This is a genomic window from Nostoc sp. CHAB 5715 (genome assembly GCF_020829685.1).
Classification (GTDB): Bacteria; Cyanobacteriota; Cyanobacteriia; order Cyanobacteriales; family Nostocaceae; genus Nostoc.
Genome location: NZ_JAIVFR010000026.1, coordinates 1 through 16743, shown reverse-complemented (window position 1 = coordinate 16743; position 16743 = coordinate 1). Strand labels below are relative to the sequence as shown.

Below are 16743 nucleotides of genomic sequence, written 5' to 3'. Positions count from 1 at the left end.
TGAAAGCGGCGGGAAACTCCATCCCCTCGTGGGTGGAGAGGGATAGCCGCCCCGCCGCTTTGGGCATTGGGCATTGGTAACTTCTTCCCCATGCCCCATGCCCGATTCCCCATGCCCAAAAACTCCATCCCCTTGTGGGTGGAGTTTTTCATTAATTCGTAGCAAATTAAATTTTGCAATCCCCTGCAATGCCATTGTGCCGCCTGACAATGCCATTGTGTCGCCTGACAATGCCAATGTGTTGCCTGACAATGGCATTGTGTCGGCTAACAATGCTAATGCGTCGCCTGACAATGCCATTGTGTCGCTTGACAATGCCATTGTGTTCCCCTACATTAAAAACACTACGCTTTTATGCAAAACTGTACTAAGAAACTGCGTCATTGAATAGCCTGTCGTAGCGATCGCTCATTCATCAGCAATACTACAAATACTTCTGCAACAATAACCCTAACTTTTCCTTCGTCGCTGCTGGTGCTTTATCCAACTGAGTCAAAATCGCATATTGTAACGCCGAATGCGCCTCACTCGGCGGTGGATTTTCACTTAAGCGCCGCACAGTTTCTTGAATTACTTTTTGAGCATTCACAGCATTCCGCAGTAAATTGCCAATCACCAATTCCACCGTCACACTGTCGTGATCTGGATGCCAACAATCATAATCTGTCACCAGCGCTAAAGTTGAGTATGCAATTTCGGCTTCCCTTGCCAACTTCGCCTCTGGTAAATTCGTCATCCCAATGATTGTTGCACCCCAACTGCGGTAAAGATTCGATTCCGCCTTAGTGGAAAAAGCCGGCCCTTCCATGCACACATAAGTACCGCCGCGATGGAGAGTAACTTCTGGTAAATTGAGAGATGCGATCGCATCTGCCAACAAAAGAGCCAAATTCTTACAAATCGGATCGCCAAAGGCAATGTGAGCAACAATTCCCTCACCGAAAAACGTTGAAATCCGATTTTTTGTTCTGTCAATAAACTGATCTGGCACCACCATATCTAATGGTTTCGCCTCTTCCTTCAAGGAACCCACAGCACTAGCTGAAATTAAATACTCCACACCCAGTTGCTTCATCGCATAGATATTAGCGCGAAACGGTAACTCAGAGGGTAACAGCGTGTGATTGCGACCATGACGCGCCAAAAAAGCTACCCTTGTACCATCCAATGTCCCCAGAATCAAAGCATCAGATGGTGAACCAAAGGGGGTTTGGACATGCACCTCTTCTATATCTTTGAGCGCGTCCATTTTATACAGACCACTGCCACCAATAATCCCAATACTAGCTTGAGCCATGATCCTGAACCTGTTCCTTGCTGATCTGCTAAGTTATTTTACCGAAAAGGGGAGTAGCAGAGAAGGCAAGAAACAAAGCGATGTCTAAGACGAGCTACGCTAACGCATTTCGTGCCGCTAACACTAGACCTCTTGCAAAAGTCCCCTAATATCGTGTCCGGTTAAAGACTTATTATTAAGGCTGCAAGGGGGCAGGGAGCAGGCATTGGTGTCAACTTAAGCTAAAAATCGCTTATCTGTTGGCTTCCACGCCCGCCCAGAACTTAAGCTAAAAATCGCTTATCTGTTGGCTTCCACGCCCGCCCAGAACTAAAGTTCTTTGGCTTTTAGCTAAAGTCTACTCAAGTAGACTAAAGATTTTTGGATATATTTAGTCATCTTCAGATGACTTTCGCTATTAGCAAGGAACTTCAGTTCCTTGCGGGACATGAGTTTTGCGTTAAGTTGACACCTATTCGGAAAAACTTCATCTACCAAAGATTTAAGGGGGGAAACTTGAAATCTGGTTCATTAATAAAATCATGGTTTTCATTCACAAAATCACGAGTTTCATTGACAAAATCATGAGTTTCATTGACAAAATCACGATTTTCATTGACAAAATCATGATTTTTGCGCTAAATACTGAATTAATAGTTATATTAAATACTAATTATTGAGGACTTTACTGAACTAAGATCCAGTTTTAGTGAGGCAAACTAGCTCTAAAGCAGATAAAAAGGATACATTTATGTCTCGTCAAAAACGTACATACCGCGTTCTCGAAAAAGCTGAATTCAGAACAGCAGGACTTAAAGCCATCGATCCTACTATGGATTTTGGCGATGGGCGCAACTTGGAAAGCATGACACAACTAATTGAGCAATACCGTACCAAGATTGATGCTTATAATACTGCTCTAGCTGCGATTGACTCTTCTAAAACTGAGATGGACGAATTGGATAGAACTTTAAGCGATCTAACTGCGAAAATGCTCTTGGGAGTTGCCTTTAAGTACGGCAAAGATAGCTATGAATATCAAATGGCGGGTGGTGTTCGCAAAAGCGATCGCATCCGCAAAAGCACAGCGACACGTTTAAAGACGACTCCCAAGGAAGTGGCTAGTGAGGATACTAAAACTGTATCACAGGATTAGTGGACTGGATAGAGCGATCGCCAATACGCTTGGATTAAGAAATTTATCTGTTGAGGCAGGCTGTTCTTGAGCAGGGGATGCTGGTGTTGCAGGGGGGGAGAAAAAAGCTTATCCCAAGCGTATTGGGTTATATTCAGCCTTGAAATTAATTGTCAGCATAGCGTGTAATCTCTGCTCAATGTATACAAATGTTAAGTAAATGCACTCCCCAGCAGCGAAACAAAGCAAGCGTTATACTTTTGAGAAAAGGCTTGTTTTAACCTCTGCTTTTAACATTTTCATAAATCAATGGCTCTCAATTTTCGCTTTGCGGTAGTCAGTGACTTACACCTGGCACTTCCCCACACAATATGGAATCATCCCAACCGATTCCATCTAGTAGAAGTCAGTATCTCGGCGTTTAAAAGTGTACTAGAACATTTAACACAACTTGATTTAGATTTCTTGTTGTTGCCAGGAGATTTAACCCAGCACGGCGAACCAGAGAACCACGCCTGGTTGCAACAATTTTTAGCCCAGCTACCTTTTCCCGTCTATGTTGTTCCTGGAAATCATGACGTTCCTGTGCTGTTAGCTGATCAGCAATCAATCGCTTTTGCGGATTTTCCTTACTATTACACGAAGTTTGGCTATGAAGATCCGCAGCAGATTTACTACATTCGTCAGTTATTGCCTGGAGTTAAGCTGATTGGACTGAATTCTAACTCCTTTAATGACCAAGGTGAGCAGGTGGGGTGTTTGGATGCCAAACAGCTACGGTGGTTAGAAGAGGTGCTAGCGGCATCTGCTGATGAATTAGTTTTGGTGATGGTGCATCATAATGTAGTGGAGCATTTGCCCAATCAATCGAACCATCCACTAGCAAATCGATACATGTTGTCCAATTCAGCAGAATTATTGCAGTTGCTCAGGCGCTACGGAGTTAAGCTAGTATTTACGGGGCATTTGCACGTTCAAGATATTGCTTACTCAGATGGAGTATATGATATTACCACTGGTTCTTTAGTGAGCTATCCTCACCCTTATCGGGTGCTAGAGTTTCATCGGGATAACCAAGGTAAAGAATCGTTGCAAATTTTATCCCATCGGGTTGAGTCAGTGCCTGATTTCCCCAACTTGCAACATTCCTCGCGGCAGTGGATGGGCGATCGCTCTTTCCCCTTCTTAATCAAGCTACTAACTCACTCTCCATTAAATTTACCATTATCACAGGCAAAAAAATTAGCTCCTAGTTTGCGCGAGTTCTGGGCAACTATTGCCGATGGAGATGCAGTATTAGATTACCCCCAATTTCCGCTAGAAGTGCGGCGTTACATTCAGTCCTATGGTGCATTGGCGCAGCCCAACCCAGGTATGGCTAATAATGGAACTCTGACACTGATTGATAATAACAGCACGCTTTTACTGGGTTAGGAGTGATAAGAAGTGTCCGTGTGGAGGTAACTTTTTTGTCTGGGTTAAAGAGTCTCTTATTCTGCTGTTTAGATAGCGATCGCTCCTACCATAATTCTCCCATCAAAAGTCACCAAGACGCGGGCAACTCTTGTACAGACGCGATTAATCGCGTCTCTAATTACCAATATCTTCATTCCAAAGTTGCGGGTTAGTTTCAATAAACTCACTCATCATTTGTTCACAATCGTCAAGATTAAGATCAATTACTTCCACACCGTGAGATACCATAAATTCTTTAGCACCAGGAAAAGTTCTGGATTCTCCGACGATGACTTTTTTAATCCCAAATTGTACCACTGCCCCAGCGCACAGGTAGCACGGCATTAAAGTTGAATAGAGTGTAGTACCTCTGTAGCTGCCAACTCTCCCAGCATTACGGAGACAATCGATTTCCGCGTGGGTGACAGGATCAGCGTCTTGTACACGTTTATTGTGTCCTCTGCCGAGAATTTTCCCATCCTTGACGAGAACCGAACCAATGGGAATTCCCCCTTCTTGTCTGCCTTGTTTTGCTTCTTGAATAGCAGTTTCCATAAACTCATCCATATTAATTCTCCTGTTATGACAAAACAACTAGTATTAATGGATCACGATGGCGGTGTAGATGATTATCTAGCAACTATGCTGCTGTTGACGATGGATCATATTGAACTCCTTGGTGTTGTCGTCACTCCAGCAGATTGCTACATTCAACCGGCTGTTAGCGCCACACGTAAAATTATAGATTTGATGGGATTTTCTCATATCCCGGTAGCAGAAAGCACCGTGCGCGGTATCAATCCATTTCCTACTCTCTATCGCCGTGATTCGTTTATCGTTGACCATCTCCCCATTCTCAATCAAAGCGAAACCATCACTACGCCCTTGGTTGCCGAAACAGGTCAAGATTTCATAATCAAGGTGTTGCGGGAGGCATCAAACCCCGTAACGTTGATGGTAACTGGGCCATTGACCACAGTAGCAGTGGCTTTGGACAAAGCACCAGACATTGAAGCCAAGATTCACAAAATTGTTTGGATGGGGGGTGCATTAAATGTCGGTGGCAATGTAGAAAAAAGTTTGGAAGCAGGACAAGATGGTTCTGCCGAATGGAATGTTTATTGGGACGCAAATTCAGCAGCGCGGGTATGGCAAACCCAAATTGAAATTATTATGTGTCCTTTGGATTTAACTAACAATGTCCCAGTCACATCGGAGTTAGTATACAAAATGGGACGACAACGCCACTATCCCATCTCTGATTTAGCCGGACAATGTTATGCACTAGTTATCCCCCAAGATTATTATTTTTGGGATGTCTTAGCAACAGCTTATCTGGGACATCCAGAATTTTATCAGTTGCGCGAATGGGAAACAGAAATTATCACCACTGGTCTTAGTCAAGGACGTACTAAAGTAGTTTCTGGTGGTCGGAAAATTTCTGCAATGGATAAGGTAGATAAAGATGCTTTTTACGCTTATATTTTGCAGCAATGGGCAAGATAAAAAACTAAAAAATTAGGTGGCGTGGATACTCAAACTCGCCACCGAAAAGTAACGACCAAGCTCACCGGATGCAGACAACCTCTGCAACTCAACTGACCATATTGGGACATTCCCGTACAAAGATTTTTTTAGGTACGGTACTATTTAATACTGAAAATTACTCATAGCGTGCCTTTTTAGATTTAATCACCTCAATGACATCATCGTGTCTTTGCCCTTCGATAATATCCTTGAGATGAATTTGCCCATTAATGTATTGAACATGGATGCGCCAACCTGAGACTTTATCGATATCAGCACGATAAATTGCCTGCTTCACACCTTTTATTTTGTGCAGCCTCGTTTTTGGAAATTTTCTTGTTCTGTGACACTCGTTATCTTCAAGCTCTGCCAAGGCTTCAAGAAAAGTAATCTTTAGCTCGTCATCTGGCAAAATCTTCATGGCTTGATAAATAATGCCGTATTCATCACAGAGAGTAAGGGTTTGTGCCATAAACCAACTTACGAGATCCGGGCAGTTTTTTGATTGTGGTGGAGTAATCCTTGATACAAAGTCTCTGCCACACCTTTATATGCCTTATCGAGTTCATCATATTTGACCACCCGAAAAAGAGTAAAAATAACTTGCCCAAAAATTGGATCTTCGTCAACTGTCAAAATTACCCTTAGTTTCTGCGAAACCCTTAGCGTGTAAAGCGAAGATTCATAGCCATTAATATCTGACGGTAGGGGAAGACGACGCAACTTACGATAAACGTCAGCTTTTTGAGTTAGGAAGAGGCTAGCGCAATCATTAATTTTTTTAACCGTTGTGGCTTTTTCATCTTCACTTAGTCTGCCAAGATCCTTTTCAAAGCTTCTTGTTGACTCAATTAGAACATCCACGTTAGGAACCCTGAATTTATCTACTTGGTCTCTGTCCTGAGCATAATCACGGTGATATACAGAAAAATTCTGCACATCATCCTTACGAGGACACTATATAGAAACTTTATTAATATTATTCTATGCCAAAATGCCCAAAAAAGTTGCTGTAAAAGCTTCAGTATATAATTCGTCTCAAGCATTATCTTTATAAAAACCAATCAACTTCAAATCAAAAAACCCACCAAGGAGTGAATCGAATGAACTTTTTGCTTGGGCGGTTAAATCGCCGCGCCTCTCTAGTCGCTTGTGCCTCACTTGCGATCGCTGCTGTTTTCGTTTACCATTCCACTAATAACACAAACTAGCCAAACTATTTTTTATACAGACAATTTTTAAATATCATTTGATAATCTAAACTTTGAACTTACACTGGCTTTCATAACATAATATGTATAACAAGTATGCAAATAAATATAAAGTTATTTCCAGTAAACAAAAGGTTTCCGTTGACTATTAGTCGGGGTACAACAGCACAAACAACGAATGTATGGATAAGGATTTTACATGATAATATCGAAGGCTGGGGGGAAGCATCACCATTTGGTGTGGGTAATCATCGGCAATCAACTGATGCAATCAAAGACGCACTACAGCAAGTTGTGCCGCTATTGCAAGCATTTAGCCCCTTACAGCGACAGGAAATTGAGCAAGTTTTAACACAAAACCAGATTCCTTCTGCTGCAAGAGCTGCCTTGGATATAGCAATGCACGACTGGCTGGGTAAGCGCGTAGGATTACCCTTATGGCAAATTTGGGGACTTGATCGCAACCAAATAGTACCGACTTCTGTCACAATTGGGATTAATTCACCTGAAGGAGCCAGGGCTAGAGCGCGAGACTGGTTACAATTTACTGATGTCCGCCTTTTCAAGGTGAAGCTAGGTAGTCCAGATGGCATAGATGCAGATAAAAAAATGCTCTTAGCAGTGCGAGAAGAAGCACCATTACCAGAATTATTTGTTGATGCCAACGGGGGTTGGAGCTTAGAAGATGCGATCGCAATGTGCAATTGGCTAGCTAATTTAGGTATAAAATATGTAGAACAGCCATTACCACGAGGGCAGGAAAAAAGTTTAGCAAAACTCAAAGAACACTCTCCCCTGCCCATCTTTGTCGATGAAAGTTGCTTCACAAGCTTCGATATTCCCCATTTGGCAAACTACGTGGATGGTATTAATATCAAACTGATGAAATCAGGGGGACTAACCGAGGCAATGCGAATGGTACATACAGCGCGAGCATATCGGTTACAAGTAATGTTCGGTTGCTATTCTGACAGTTCGCTTGCTAATACAGCAGCATTACAGTTAGCACCACTAGCTGATTATCTAGATTTAGACAGTCACCTCAATTTAATCGATGATCCCTTTACGGGTGCATTGCTAAAAGAAGGGAGACTTTTGCCAAACGATTTACCAGGTTTGGGGGTACAACACAGTGCATACGTGTCAACTTAACGTAAAAGTTATGTCTCGCAAGGAACTTCACTTCCTTGCTAATAGCAAAAGTCATCTTTTGATGACTAAATATAACCAAAAATCTTTAGTCTACTTCAGTAGACTTTAGCTGAAAGCCAAAGAACTTTAGTTCCAGGCGGGTAAGGAAGCCAACAGTTAAGCTATTTCTAGGGTTTTGTTGACACCTATGAACACAGTGCCTCTATCACTTAATCAACGAGTAGCTATCTTGCTGCATGAGGGAATTACTGGGCATCACGGCAAAACAGGATTGGCAATTTTACGTTACAGTGAAGCCCCAATCGTAGCCGTAATCGATCGCGAGTGTGCTGGTAAATCCCTACCAGAATTAACAAATATCAAGCGTGATGTGCCGATTGTAGCATCGGTAGCCGCAGCCCTTGAATACAAGCCAGAAGTCTTAGTAATAGGCATTGCTCCGGGAGGTGGTGCTGTACCAGATGATTACTGGCTGGAAATCAAAGACGCTTTAGAAGCTGGAATGTCGCTAGTAAATGGTTTACATACACCAATGGCAAACATACCAGAGTTAAATGCACTGCTCAAACCAGGGCAACTAATTTGGGATGTACGCAAAGAGCCGCCTAATATAAGTGTTGCTAGTGGAATGGCACGCACTCTTGACTGTCGGCGGGTTTTGACAGTGGGAACCGACATGGCGATCGGTAAAATGTCAACTAGCCTAGAGTTACATTGGGCAGCAAAACAGCGAGGCTGGCGTTCTAAATTCCTCGCCACCGGTCAAACTGGGGTAATGTTAGAAGGGGACGGCGTGGCTTTAGATGCCGTGCGGGTAGACTTTGCCGCCGGTGCTGTAGAACAGATAGTTATGCGCTATGGCAAAAACCACGACATTCTGCACATTGAAGGACAAGGTTCACTGCTACACCCTGGTTCAACGGCAACCTTACCCCTAATCCGTGGTTCGCAACCAACCCAACTGCTGTTGGTGCATCGGGCGGGACAAGTTCATGTACGTAATCATCCCCATGTACTAATTCCACCTTTACCAGAAGTGATTCGGCTTTATGAAACTGTTGCTAGTGCCGGTGGTGCTTTTGGAAGTGTTTCTGTAGTTGGTATAGCGCTGAACACAGCCCATTTAGATCAGTCTGCGGCTGAGGAAAGCATCGCTCAAACAATAGCAGAAACCGGACTACCTTGCACTGATGTAGTCCGCTTTGATGCCAATGTGCTTTTGGATGCGGTAATGAAGAATTAAATAATGATTGCAACAGATGGAGTGCTAAATACGATTACTAGTAGAGACGCGAAATCGCTACACTAACGTGTTTCTACTCTTTTATACCATTTTAGATTTTGCGATTTAAAAAATTGCGTAATATATGGCGCTTTCGGCGGCTGGAGCAGCTTCGCCTAAATCCCCTATGCCTGATAAGTAACTTTTATTAAAATCATCAGCCTTTTTTTGTCAAGTCCTCTTGACGTTTTGTAACAATATTGTTAAATTTAGTTACATAAGCAAACAAAAAAGAGAAAAAACTATGTATACCACCACTAACGAAGACGGCGTTCTCAATAACTACCCAGCTGAACCCAAGATGTACTACGCCGAGTACCCAGCAATTTGGGAACAACGTAAATACGTTTTACAGGGTGTTTTTGCGACTTTAATAGTCACAACTTTAGTTTTGGTTGGTTTTAGCGTTAGCTAAGATTTTTTAGATTTTGGTATCGCTGTATCTCATCGTCATTCGTACCTCTCTCTCTGACCTCGGCTAGTTTCGCCGGGGTTTTTTGTTTTTTAATCCTGTGCGTTGGCGTAACCCGTCGCAGGCATCGCATTCCAAACGGCGACGTTGTAAGATAACTGCGATCGCCCATAAAATAAAGACAAATCAATAAAAAGGGGTGTTTATGACAACCCAACTCGGTGAAACCAAATCTTCAACAGAACTGATAATATCTTGGGAAGCGTTGCCCGTAGATTTTCACCTAGAGGATGAACCAGTGGAAAATACAGGTCAGCCACTATTAGCTGGTGCTTTGCGCGAAAGCCTTGAGATAAGTGGTTTCATCCAACCGCAGATGTTGATAGCCTCGAATTTTGGACTTTGTGCAACGATAAACGGGCAATTTGTAGCTAAAGCACCCGACTGGGTTTATGTGCCATCGGTAAATCAAGTTTTAGGAGAACGCAAAAGCTATACACCCAATTTAGAGGGTAATATTCCGGCAATTGTGATGGAATTTCTATCTGACAAGGAGGGTGGAGAATACTCTTTTAAGCGAACCTATCCACCAGGAAAATGGTTTTTTTATGAGCAGATTCTTCAAGTCCCAATTTACGTAATTTTTGACCCAAATGGCGGTTTATTAGAATTTTATCAACTCGAAAACAGCCGCTACGAGTTAAAGCAACCTGATGAAAATGGTCGTCATTGGATTGATTCAATGGGTTTATTTCTGGGAACTTGGCAAGGAACAAAAGAAGCTAGAACTGGTTACTGGTTGCGCTGGTGGGATGAGGCAGGTAATTTGTTGCTTTGGGCAGTAGAACAAATTGAACAGGAACGCCAGCGTGCCGAACAGGAACGCCAGCGTGCCGAACAGGAACGCCAGCAAAAAGAACGGCTAATTGCCTATTTACAATCTCAAGGTATTGATCCAAATAATTTGCTATAGCATATATAGACAAAATTTTCGGCGTTGCTGATTCCATGTATGAAAATGATTTTGCATGATACCAAAATCCTTGTAGAGACGTAGCAGTGCTACGTCTCTACATCCAGATTCATACTTCAATTCAGCAACGCCAAATTTTCAAGTATTTGAGTGACTCAGTTTAAACAAATAAGTGCTGGGGTGCATCACCAAACAGTTCGCGGTTGGCGTAATGTCTCACAAAAATACATCGCTATATGCGTATTTTGCTAATTGCTCATAAAATTTAAAAAAGAGCCTTTTGCATACGTGGACCCAAGCATGAAACGAATCTGGAAGTCTTTACTGCCAGCCTGGAAGTGGATATTACTTTCAGCTGCTACATCAATTTTGATAATCCTGACGCAGCCAACTTCACCCCTTCTGGGACAAGAACCTGCTGCCTCTACCACTATTGAAACGACAAAGCCCAGTTCAGAAACAACTAAAGTCCAAAAGTTACGGGAAGCGCTGCAACGTTCATCAACGCCAGAAGCACCAAAACCCACCCCTGAAGTTTCCGAACCGAAAAAGCCAGAATCGGCACCAGAACCCCCACTCAGCCCGGAAGAAATCACCCGTCAGCTAAAATTTATAGAAGCGGATAGACTTTATCTGGCGGGACAAATCCCAGAGGCGGAAAAAATTTACCGCGAAGTTAAGCAGCCTTTTGCTAAAACATCAGATAATCAACAGCGTAAAGCTGCCATACTCGACCCCACGCAACTATCCCCAGGAGGTAAAGTCTACTGGCGAGAATCAGAGGCGGGAATAGCACAAAAATTGCAAACAAAAACTTTAGTACCTCTGCAACTATTAGTTGAGCAATATCCGGAATTTATCCCTGGTCATATCCGATATGCTGAAGTATTGAAACAATACGATCGCACTAAAGAAGCATTAGATATATTAGAACGGGCTTCTTCGCTGTATCCAGACCAACCAGAATTAATTAAAGCTAGAGTTACAGCCCTAGCTGCTGATAAAAAATGGATGGAAGCGTCCTTGGCGGCGCGTCAATTTGCTATTCTCAACCCTAAAGATCCCCAAGCGCCTGAGTTTACAAAACTAGCAGAGGAAAATCTGAAACGTTACAAATCTTATACACAAGGAGAAATTAGAGGCAATGTCATCGGTAATATTATTACAGGTGCTTTAGGTTACGCCGTCACTGGTAGTCTGCTTGGGCCGTTTTCTGCCCTTGACTCTACCATCATGCTGTTACAAGGTGAACAAGCCATAGGTGAGTCGGTGGCAAAGCAAGCAAAAAAACAGTTGAGTGTAATTATAGACGAACCTATTTTGGCATACGTCAATGAAATTGGGCAGAAATTGGCGAAGGTAGGAGGACGGGACGAGTTTAAATACGAATTCTTTGTGATTCCAGAGGAAAGCCTTAACGCCTTTGCATTACCTGGGGGTAAAATTTTTATTAATGCGGGTGCGATCGCTAAAACTAATTCCGAAGCAGAATTAGCTGGCTTAATCGGTCATGAATTATCCCATGTAGTTTTATCCCACGGTTTTCAATTAGTTAGCCAAGGCAACCTAATCTCTAACGTTACTCAATATCTACCTCTGGGCGGCACTATCGGTCAACTTTTTGCACTCAGTTACGGCCGCGACATGGAACGTCAGGCAGATAATCTCGGCACACGCCTAATTGTTGCCACTGGCTACGCTGCTGATGGTTTGCGTAACTTAATGGTGACGCTAGAAAAACAGCAAAAAAATGCTCCTCCTAGTTGGTTATCTTCGCACCCAGGCGGTAATGAGCGAGTTAGTTATTTAGAAAACCTGATTACCCGTAGTAGCTACAACCGTTACGCCTATGAAGGAGTGGCGCGTCATCTAGAAATTCAAGCACGGGTGAAAAAGCTACTCGAAGAGAAGAAAACAAGAGAGGAAAAAAAATAGCGTTTTTGATGAATCAAAACATAGAATTATTCGTCACTTAAACTATCAGTTCCCTACCTATTTCTACTGGAGGATGATTTATGCCATCACAACTGCTTCGATTGATATCTTTGGGTAGTCTTGGCTTATCTTTGTGTCTGGGCAATTCCGTAGCAATGGCGCAATATGACTCTACTGGCGATGGGGTTGTCGTACCAACAGTACCATCAGATGGGTCATCAGTACCAATAGACACATCAACAGGGATACCACCTTCACCCTCACCTGACGGTACAACTCGGTTTACCTGTCAGACTTACAATGGTCAATACACCGTTATGTATCAGCCACAAAGTCAACCAGGCCAATACTTCGCTTGGGCTGCGCCTGCGACTTTGGGCGGTGGTTGGGATGCACAAAGGCGTTGTACAGCAATTGCCAGTCGTTTAGAACTTTATCGCCCAGATGGCTTACAAGAACTTCAGACATCTGTCGAAAATAACGAAAATATTGTCTGTGTCACAACAGAAGCTAACCCAACCTGTAGAATTGTGCTGACAGTACCTCCTGGAAAAGATCCTGTTGTTATCCGTAATAGTATTTTTCAGAACTTGACTACTGCTGACAGTGGACAACAGACTATAGCCGTTAACACTTATGGCGATCGCAGTAGTGGAGCTAATGAATTATATAATTTAGGACGCACACTTCTAGGCGGTGGCAATAATCGGGTTAGTTCATCGAGAAGTGGGATTAATCTTAAACCTTTCCTCGATCGCAAAGATGGAGGTACCGCTAGAAATCTCCGCAATGGAGTAGCAATTCGTCGTCAGTCTCAGCCTAACTCTGTTCGCTTAAATCCTCGTAAGTTCCGGTAGGCAATAGTGGCTTTCAATAAAAATATCCAACTACTGATTGTGAAGCGGGCATCTTGTCCGCCTTTTTTATGGATAGAGGAAATGCATCGCAAATATTTGTTGTTTTAACCTTTTGCTAGCGGTTTCTTAATGTTGCTGAGATAATTTTAAGTTGCTGAATATGGATTAATACTACCAAAGCATGTATTTGTTTTACTAAGTACAGCTTTGCGTAAAATCGTAACGTTTTTAATGCAAGGAGACGCATTGGCATTGTTAGCCGATGCATTGGCATTGTTAGTCGATGCATTGGCATTGTTAGCCGATGCATTGGCATTGTTAGTCGATGCATTGGCATTGTCAGTCGATGCATTGGCATTGTTAGTCGATGCATTGGCATTGTTAGTCTATGCATTGGCATTGTCAGTCTATGCATTGGCATTGCCAAATTTAATTCGCTACGAATTAATGAAATGCTGTACTAAGACACCTCTTTTATTCTTCGGTTCTTGAATGTGTAAATAGTTTCATGTGTATGGTAATCAAATTTTGATAGATTTTACTTCGGCGATAGATTATTCTTGATTAGCAAATTTTCAAGTCTTTCTTAAACGTAAGGTAACTAGCTTCATTCAAAAGTGCGTATACCACCGTAGGCATCATTTTTTATTACCTATGTATTTGGTTGATTTTTTAAAACTTTCAAACCAAAGCCTGTAATACCCGGATCAATGGTGTTGTCAGTATAAATCGTGAAAACAACTTCTAAGGAAAATTTATGGCACTTGCAGCCGGAAATATCGCATTTGTAGGTTTTAATGCAGATGGAAATGACAATATCGCTTTTGTGGCGCTCGTTGACATTAACCCTGGTGAAGTAATTATTTTCGAGGATAACGAGTGGAATGGCACTGCCTGGGTTGACACAAACGAGAGTGCATTTAGTTGGAGTGCTACTTCTTTAGTAACCGCAGGCACAATTGTCAGCATCGACAACATAGGAACTGGAACGATAACTGCAAGCACAGGAAACGCAGCGACTGGCGTTACTGGGCGGGGTACAAACAGGGGTATTGCTGCTAGTGACGAGACTATCTACGCCTATCAAGGAAATGCAACCTCTCCCACTTTTATCACAGCGATCGCTAGTGGTGGGTTCAGTACTGCAAATGGTGTTTTAACTAACACAGGACTAACAGCAGGCACTAATGCCATTGACTTATCCACTGTTGATGATGATGTAGATATTGCTGCATACAATGGTTCTCGCAGTGGACAAGCAAACTTCGCTTCATATCTCCCGTTGATTAACAATCCTGCTAACTGGCAGACACAGGACGGTACTGGCGATCAAGGTATTGATGGTACTGCTCCTGATATACCTTTTAGCTTGACAGCATTTGCGATCGCTAGTGGAAATCCCACAGTCAACTTATCCGTCAACACGAATTCAGGAACTGAAGCAGGCATTATCCTGGGCAGCACCACTTCCCAAAATATTACAATTACCAACAATAACTCCAGCTTTTTGCAGAAAGTTGGTGGCTTCACCAGTACTAATGGAGCCGAAATATCCGCCTTTGATTCTGGAAGCGATCGCCTGTTTGTGGTTGCTGGCAGCATAGTTGAAGTTTATACTGTCAGCAATATAGGGGCGCTAACCTCGGCTGGTTCTTTGACAACAGGATTTACGCCGGGAGCAGGGACACAAGCTATTCCCAACAGCGTTGCGGTGAAAAATGGTATTGTCGCAGTCGCCTACGCCATTCAAAACACCACCACAAATGCCCAACAGACAGGACAGGTGAGTTTTTACAATGCCGCCAGTGGCACATTCTTAAACTCCGTAGCAGTGGGTGCATTACCTGACATGCTCACCTTTACGCCCGATGGCACGAAGGTATTAGTAGCAAATGAAGGAGAACCCAACAGCTACGGGCAAGCGAATTCAGTAGATCCTGAAGGTTCAGTCAGCATTATTGACATTTCTGGTGGCGTCGCCAGTGCAACCGTTGCCCAAGCCTTATTTACGAGTTTCAATAGCCAGATTGCCGCACTCCAAGCCGCAGGCGTGCGGATCACTGGCCCCGGCTCAACGGTGGCACAAGATTTAGAACCAGAGTATATTGCTGTATCTCCAGATGGTCAAACTGCACGGATTACGTTGCAAGAAAATAATGCGATCGCTATTCTAGATATTGCCAGCGCCACCATCACCAGCATTTTACCTCTGGGTGCGAAAAATCACAATCTCCCAGGTAATGGATTAGATGCTAGCGATCAGGATGGTGGGATCAATATTCGGAATGTGCCAGTGTTTGGGTTATATCAACCCGATGCGATCGCTAGCTTCACCACCAACGGACAAACTTACTACATCACCGCCAACGAAGGAGATTCCCGCGACTACACTGGTTTTAGCGAAGAAATCCGGGTTGGTGCAGCCGGATATGTTTTAGATCCAACAGTTTTTCCCAATGCGGCTACCCTCAAGCAAAACACCAACCTGGGACGGTTAACAGTTACAAATGCCACAGGAGACACTAACAAAGACGGAGATTTTGATCGCATCGAAGCATTTGGGGGACGTTCCTTTTCTATCTGGGATGCAAGCGGTAATCAGATATTCGACAGTGGCGACCAATTTGAACAAATCACCGCAACCAAAGTACCAACTCTGTTTAACTCAGATGGTACAGCTGCAACCTTTGACACCCGCAGCGATAACAAAGGGCCTGAACCCGAAGGCGTAGCGATCGGAGTCATCAATAACCGCACATACTCTTTTATTGGTTTAGAACGTACTGGCGATGTCATCGTTTACGAGGTGACAAACCCGCAAGCGCCAAGCTTCGTTCAATATATCAATACTCCCGAAGATATTGCGATCGAAGGGCTAACCTTTGTCTCGGCGGCTGAGAGTCCCACAGGCAAGCCTTTATTAGTTACCACGAACGAAGTCAGTAAGACGGTTGCGGTGTTTGAAGTAACTCCATCCGTTCGCATTAGCGACATTCAGGGAACGAGGCATATCTCATCCTTGAGAGGTCAAACCGTCAGCAATGTAGCGGGAATTGTCACGGTTACAGCAAGTAATGGTTTTTACTTGCAAGACCCCAACCCAGATAGCGACGATCGCACTTCCGAAGCTATTTTCGTTTTCACCTCATCAGCACCAACCGTATCCGTCGGCGATTCTATATTAGTCACTGGAACAGTCGCAGAGTTTCGTCCCGGTAATAATGCAAATAACCTGACGAGAACAGAAATTACTAGTTCTACAATTGTCACACTCTCCAGTGGCAATGCTTTGCCAACTGCCACAATTCTAGGTAATGGCGGCAGAACCATCCCAACTACAGTAATCGATAACGACACGACTGGTAATATTGAAACTGGAACGACCACCTTTGATCCTGCCCAGGATGGCATCGACTTCTACGAAAGTTTAGAAGCAATGCGAGTACAGGTCAATAATGCGATCGCCACTTCACCCACTGCAAGCTTTGGTACATCACAAGAAATTTGGGTATTAGCAGACAATGGAGC

At 43.3% G+C, this 16743-nt stretch carries 15 protein-coding genes and 1 pseudogene; 11 read left to right on the top strand and 5 right to left on the bottom strand.

The window, feature by feature from the left end:
- Together LC574_RS02825 and LC574_RS02820 are read right to left on the bottom strand one after the other, a co-directional pair.
- A pseudogene (locus LC574_RS02825) lies at nt 1-321 on the bottom strand (hypothetical protein); the annotation flags it as partial.
- A gap of 103 nt (nt 322-424) precedes the next feature.
- The gene (locus tag LC574_RS02820) at nt 425-1297 is read right to left on the bottom strand and encodes an S-methyl-5'-thioadenosine phosphorylase (RefSeq protein WP_229451413.1); all 873 of its coding nucleotides are present in this window, start codon (nt 1295-1297) and stop codon (nt 425-427) included.
- 730 nt (nt 1298-2027) lie between these two features.
- Between LC574_RS02820 and LC574_RS02815 the strand changes: the two genes are divergently transcribed.
- Entirely contained in the window at nt 2028-2432 is a 405-nt protein-coding gene (locus LC574_RS02815) for a hypothetical protein (protein ID WP_229451412.1), read from the top strand.
- Between the two features lie 288 nt (nt 2433-2720).
- On the top strand, nt 2721-3845 hold the full coding sequence (locus LC574_RS02810; RefSeq protein WP_229451411.1) for a metallophosphoesterase: 1125 nt from the start codon (nt 2721-2723) through the stop codon (nt 3843-3845).
- A gap of 156 nt (nt 3846-4001) precedes the next feature.
- Here the strand turns inward: LC574_RS02810 and LC574_RS02805 are convergent, their stop codons facing one another.
- The gene (locus tag LC574_RS02805) at nt 4002-4433 is read right to left on the bottom strand and encodes a nucleoside deaminase (RefSeq protein ID WP_229451410.1); all 432 of its coding nucleotides are present in this window, start codon (nt 4431-4433) and stop codon (nt 4002-4004) included.
- Nucleotides 4434-4448: 15 nt separating this feature from the next.
- Here LC574_RS02805 and LC574_RS02800 point away from each other — a divergent pair, with 15 nt between their 5' ends.
- Nucleotides 4449-5372, top strand: a complete 924-nt coding sequence (locus LC574_RS02800; protein ID WP_229451409.1) for a nucleoside hydrolase — start codon at nt 4449-4451, stop codon at nt 5370-5372.
- A 157-nt stretch (nt 5373-5529) separates the two neighbouring features.
- Here the strand turns inward: LC574_RS02800 and LC574_RS02795 are convergent, their stop codons facing one another.
- Together LC574_RS02795 and LC574_RS02790 are read right to left on the bottom strand one after the other, a co-directional pair.
- Nucleotides 5530-5865 (bottom strand): hypothetical protein, encoded by a 336-nt coding sequence (locus LC574_RS02795; protein ID WP_229451408.1) that lies wholly within the window; start codon nt 5863-5865, stop codon nt 5530-5532.
- An 8-nt stretch (nt 5866-5873) separates the two neighbouring features.
- Nucleotides 5874-6332, bottom strand: a complete 459-nt coding sequence (locus tag LC574_RS02790; RefSeq protein ID WP_229451407.1) for a hypothetical protein — start codon at nt 6330-6332, stop codon at nt 5874-5876.
- 368 nt (nt 6333-6700) lie between these two features.
- Between LC574_RS02790 and LC574_RS02785 the strand changes: the two genes are divergently transcribed.
- From LC574_RS02785 to LC574_RS02750, 8 genes are all read left to right on the top strand, one after another.
- Nucleotides 6701-7756 (top strand): dipeptide epimerase, encoded by a 1056-nt coding sequence (locus tag LC574_RS02785; protein WP_229451406.1) that lies wholly within the window; start codon nt 6701-6703, stop codon nt 7754-7756.
- Nucleotides 7757-7952: 196 nt separating this feature from the next.
- Nucleotides 7953-8999, top strand: coding sequence for a DUF1611 domain-containing protein (locus LC574_RS02780; protein ID WP_229451414.1), 1047 nt, complete (start codon nt 7953-7955; stop codon nt 8997-8999).
- Nucleotides 9000-9282: 283 nt separating this feature from the next.
- Entirely contained in the window at nt 9283-9453 is a 171-nt protein-coding gene (locus LC574_RS02775; protein ID WP_229451405.1) for a photosystem II assembly protein Psb34, read from the top strand.
- Between the two features lie 202 nt (nt 9454-9655).
- Nucleotides 9656-10423 carry a Uma2 family endonuclease gene (locus tag LC574_RS02770; RefSeq protein ID WP_229451404.1) on the top strand — a complete coding sequence of 256 codons (768 nt, stop codon included), beginning with the start codon at nt 9656-9658 and terminating at the stop codon, nt 10421-10423.
- Between the two features lie 300 nt (nt 10424-10723).
- Nucleotides 10724-12358: a M48 family metallopeptidase gene (locus LC574_RS02765; protein ID WP_229451403.1), complete on the top strand. Its 1635-nt coding sequence runs from the start codon at nt 10724-10726 to the stop codon at nt 12356-12358.
- A gap of 80 nt (nt 12359-12438) precedes the next feature.
- A complete protein-coding gene (locus LC574_RS02760) occupies nt 12439-13215 on the top strand; it encodes a COP23 domain-containing protein (protein WP_229451402.1) in 777 nt (258 codons plus the stop codon).
- Nucleotides 13216-13446: 231 nt separating this feature from the next.
- Nucleotides 13447-13707, top strand: coding sequence for a hypothetical protein (locus LC574_RS02755; protein WP_229451401.1), 261 nt, complete (start codon nt 13447-13449; stop codon nt 13705-13707).
- A gap of 265 nt (nt 13708-13972) precedes the next feature.
- A partial coding sequence (locus LC574_RS02750) for a choice-of-anchor I family protein (protein ID WP_229451400.1) occupies nt 13973-16743 on the top strand: 2771 nt, incomplete at its 3' end.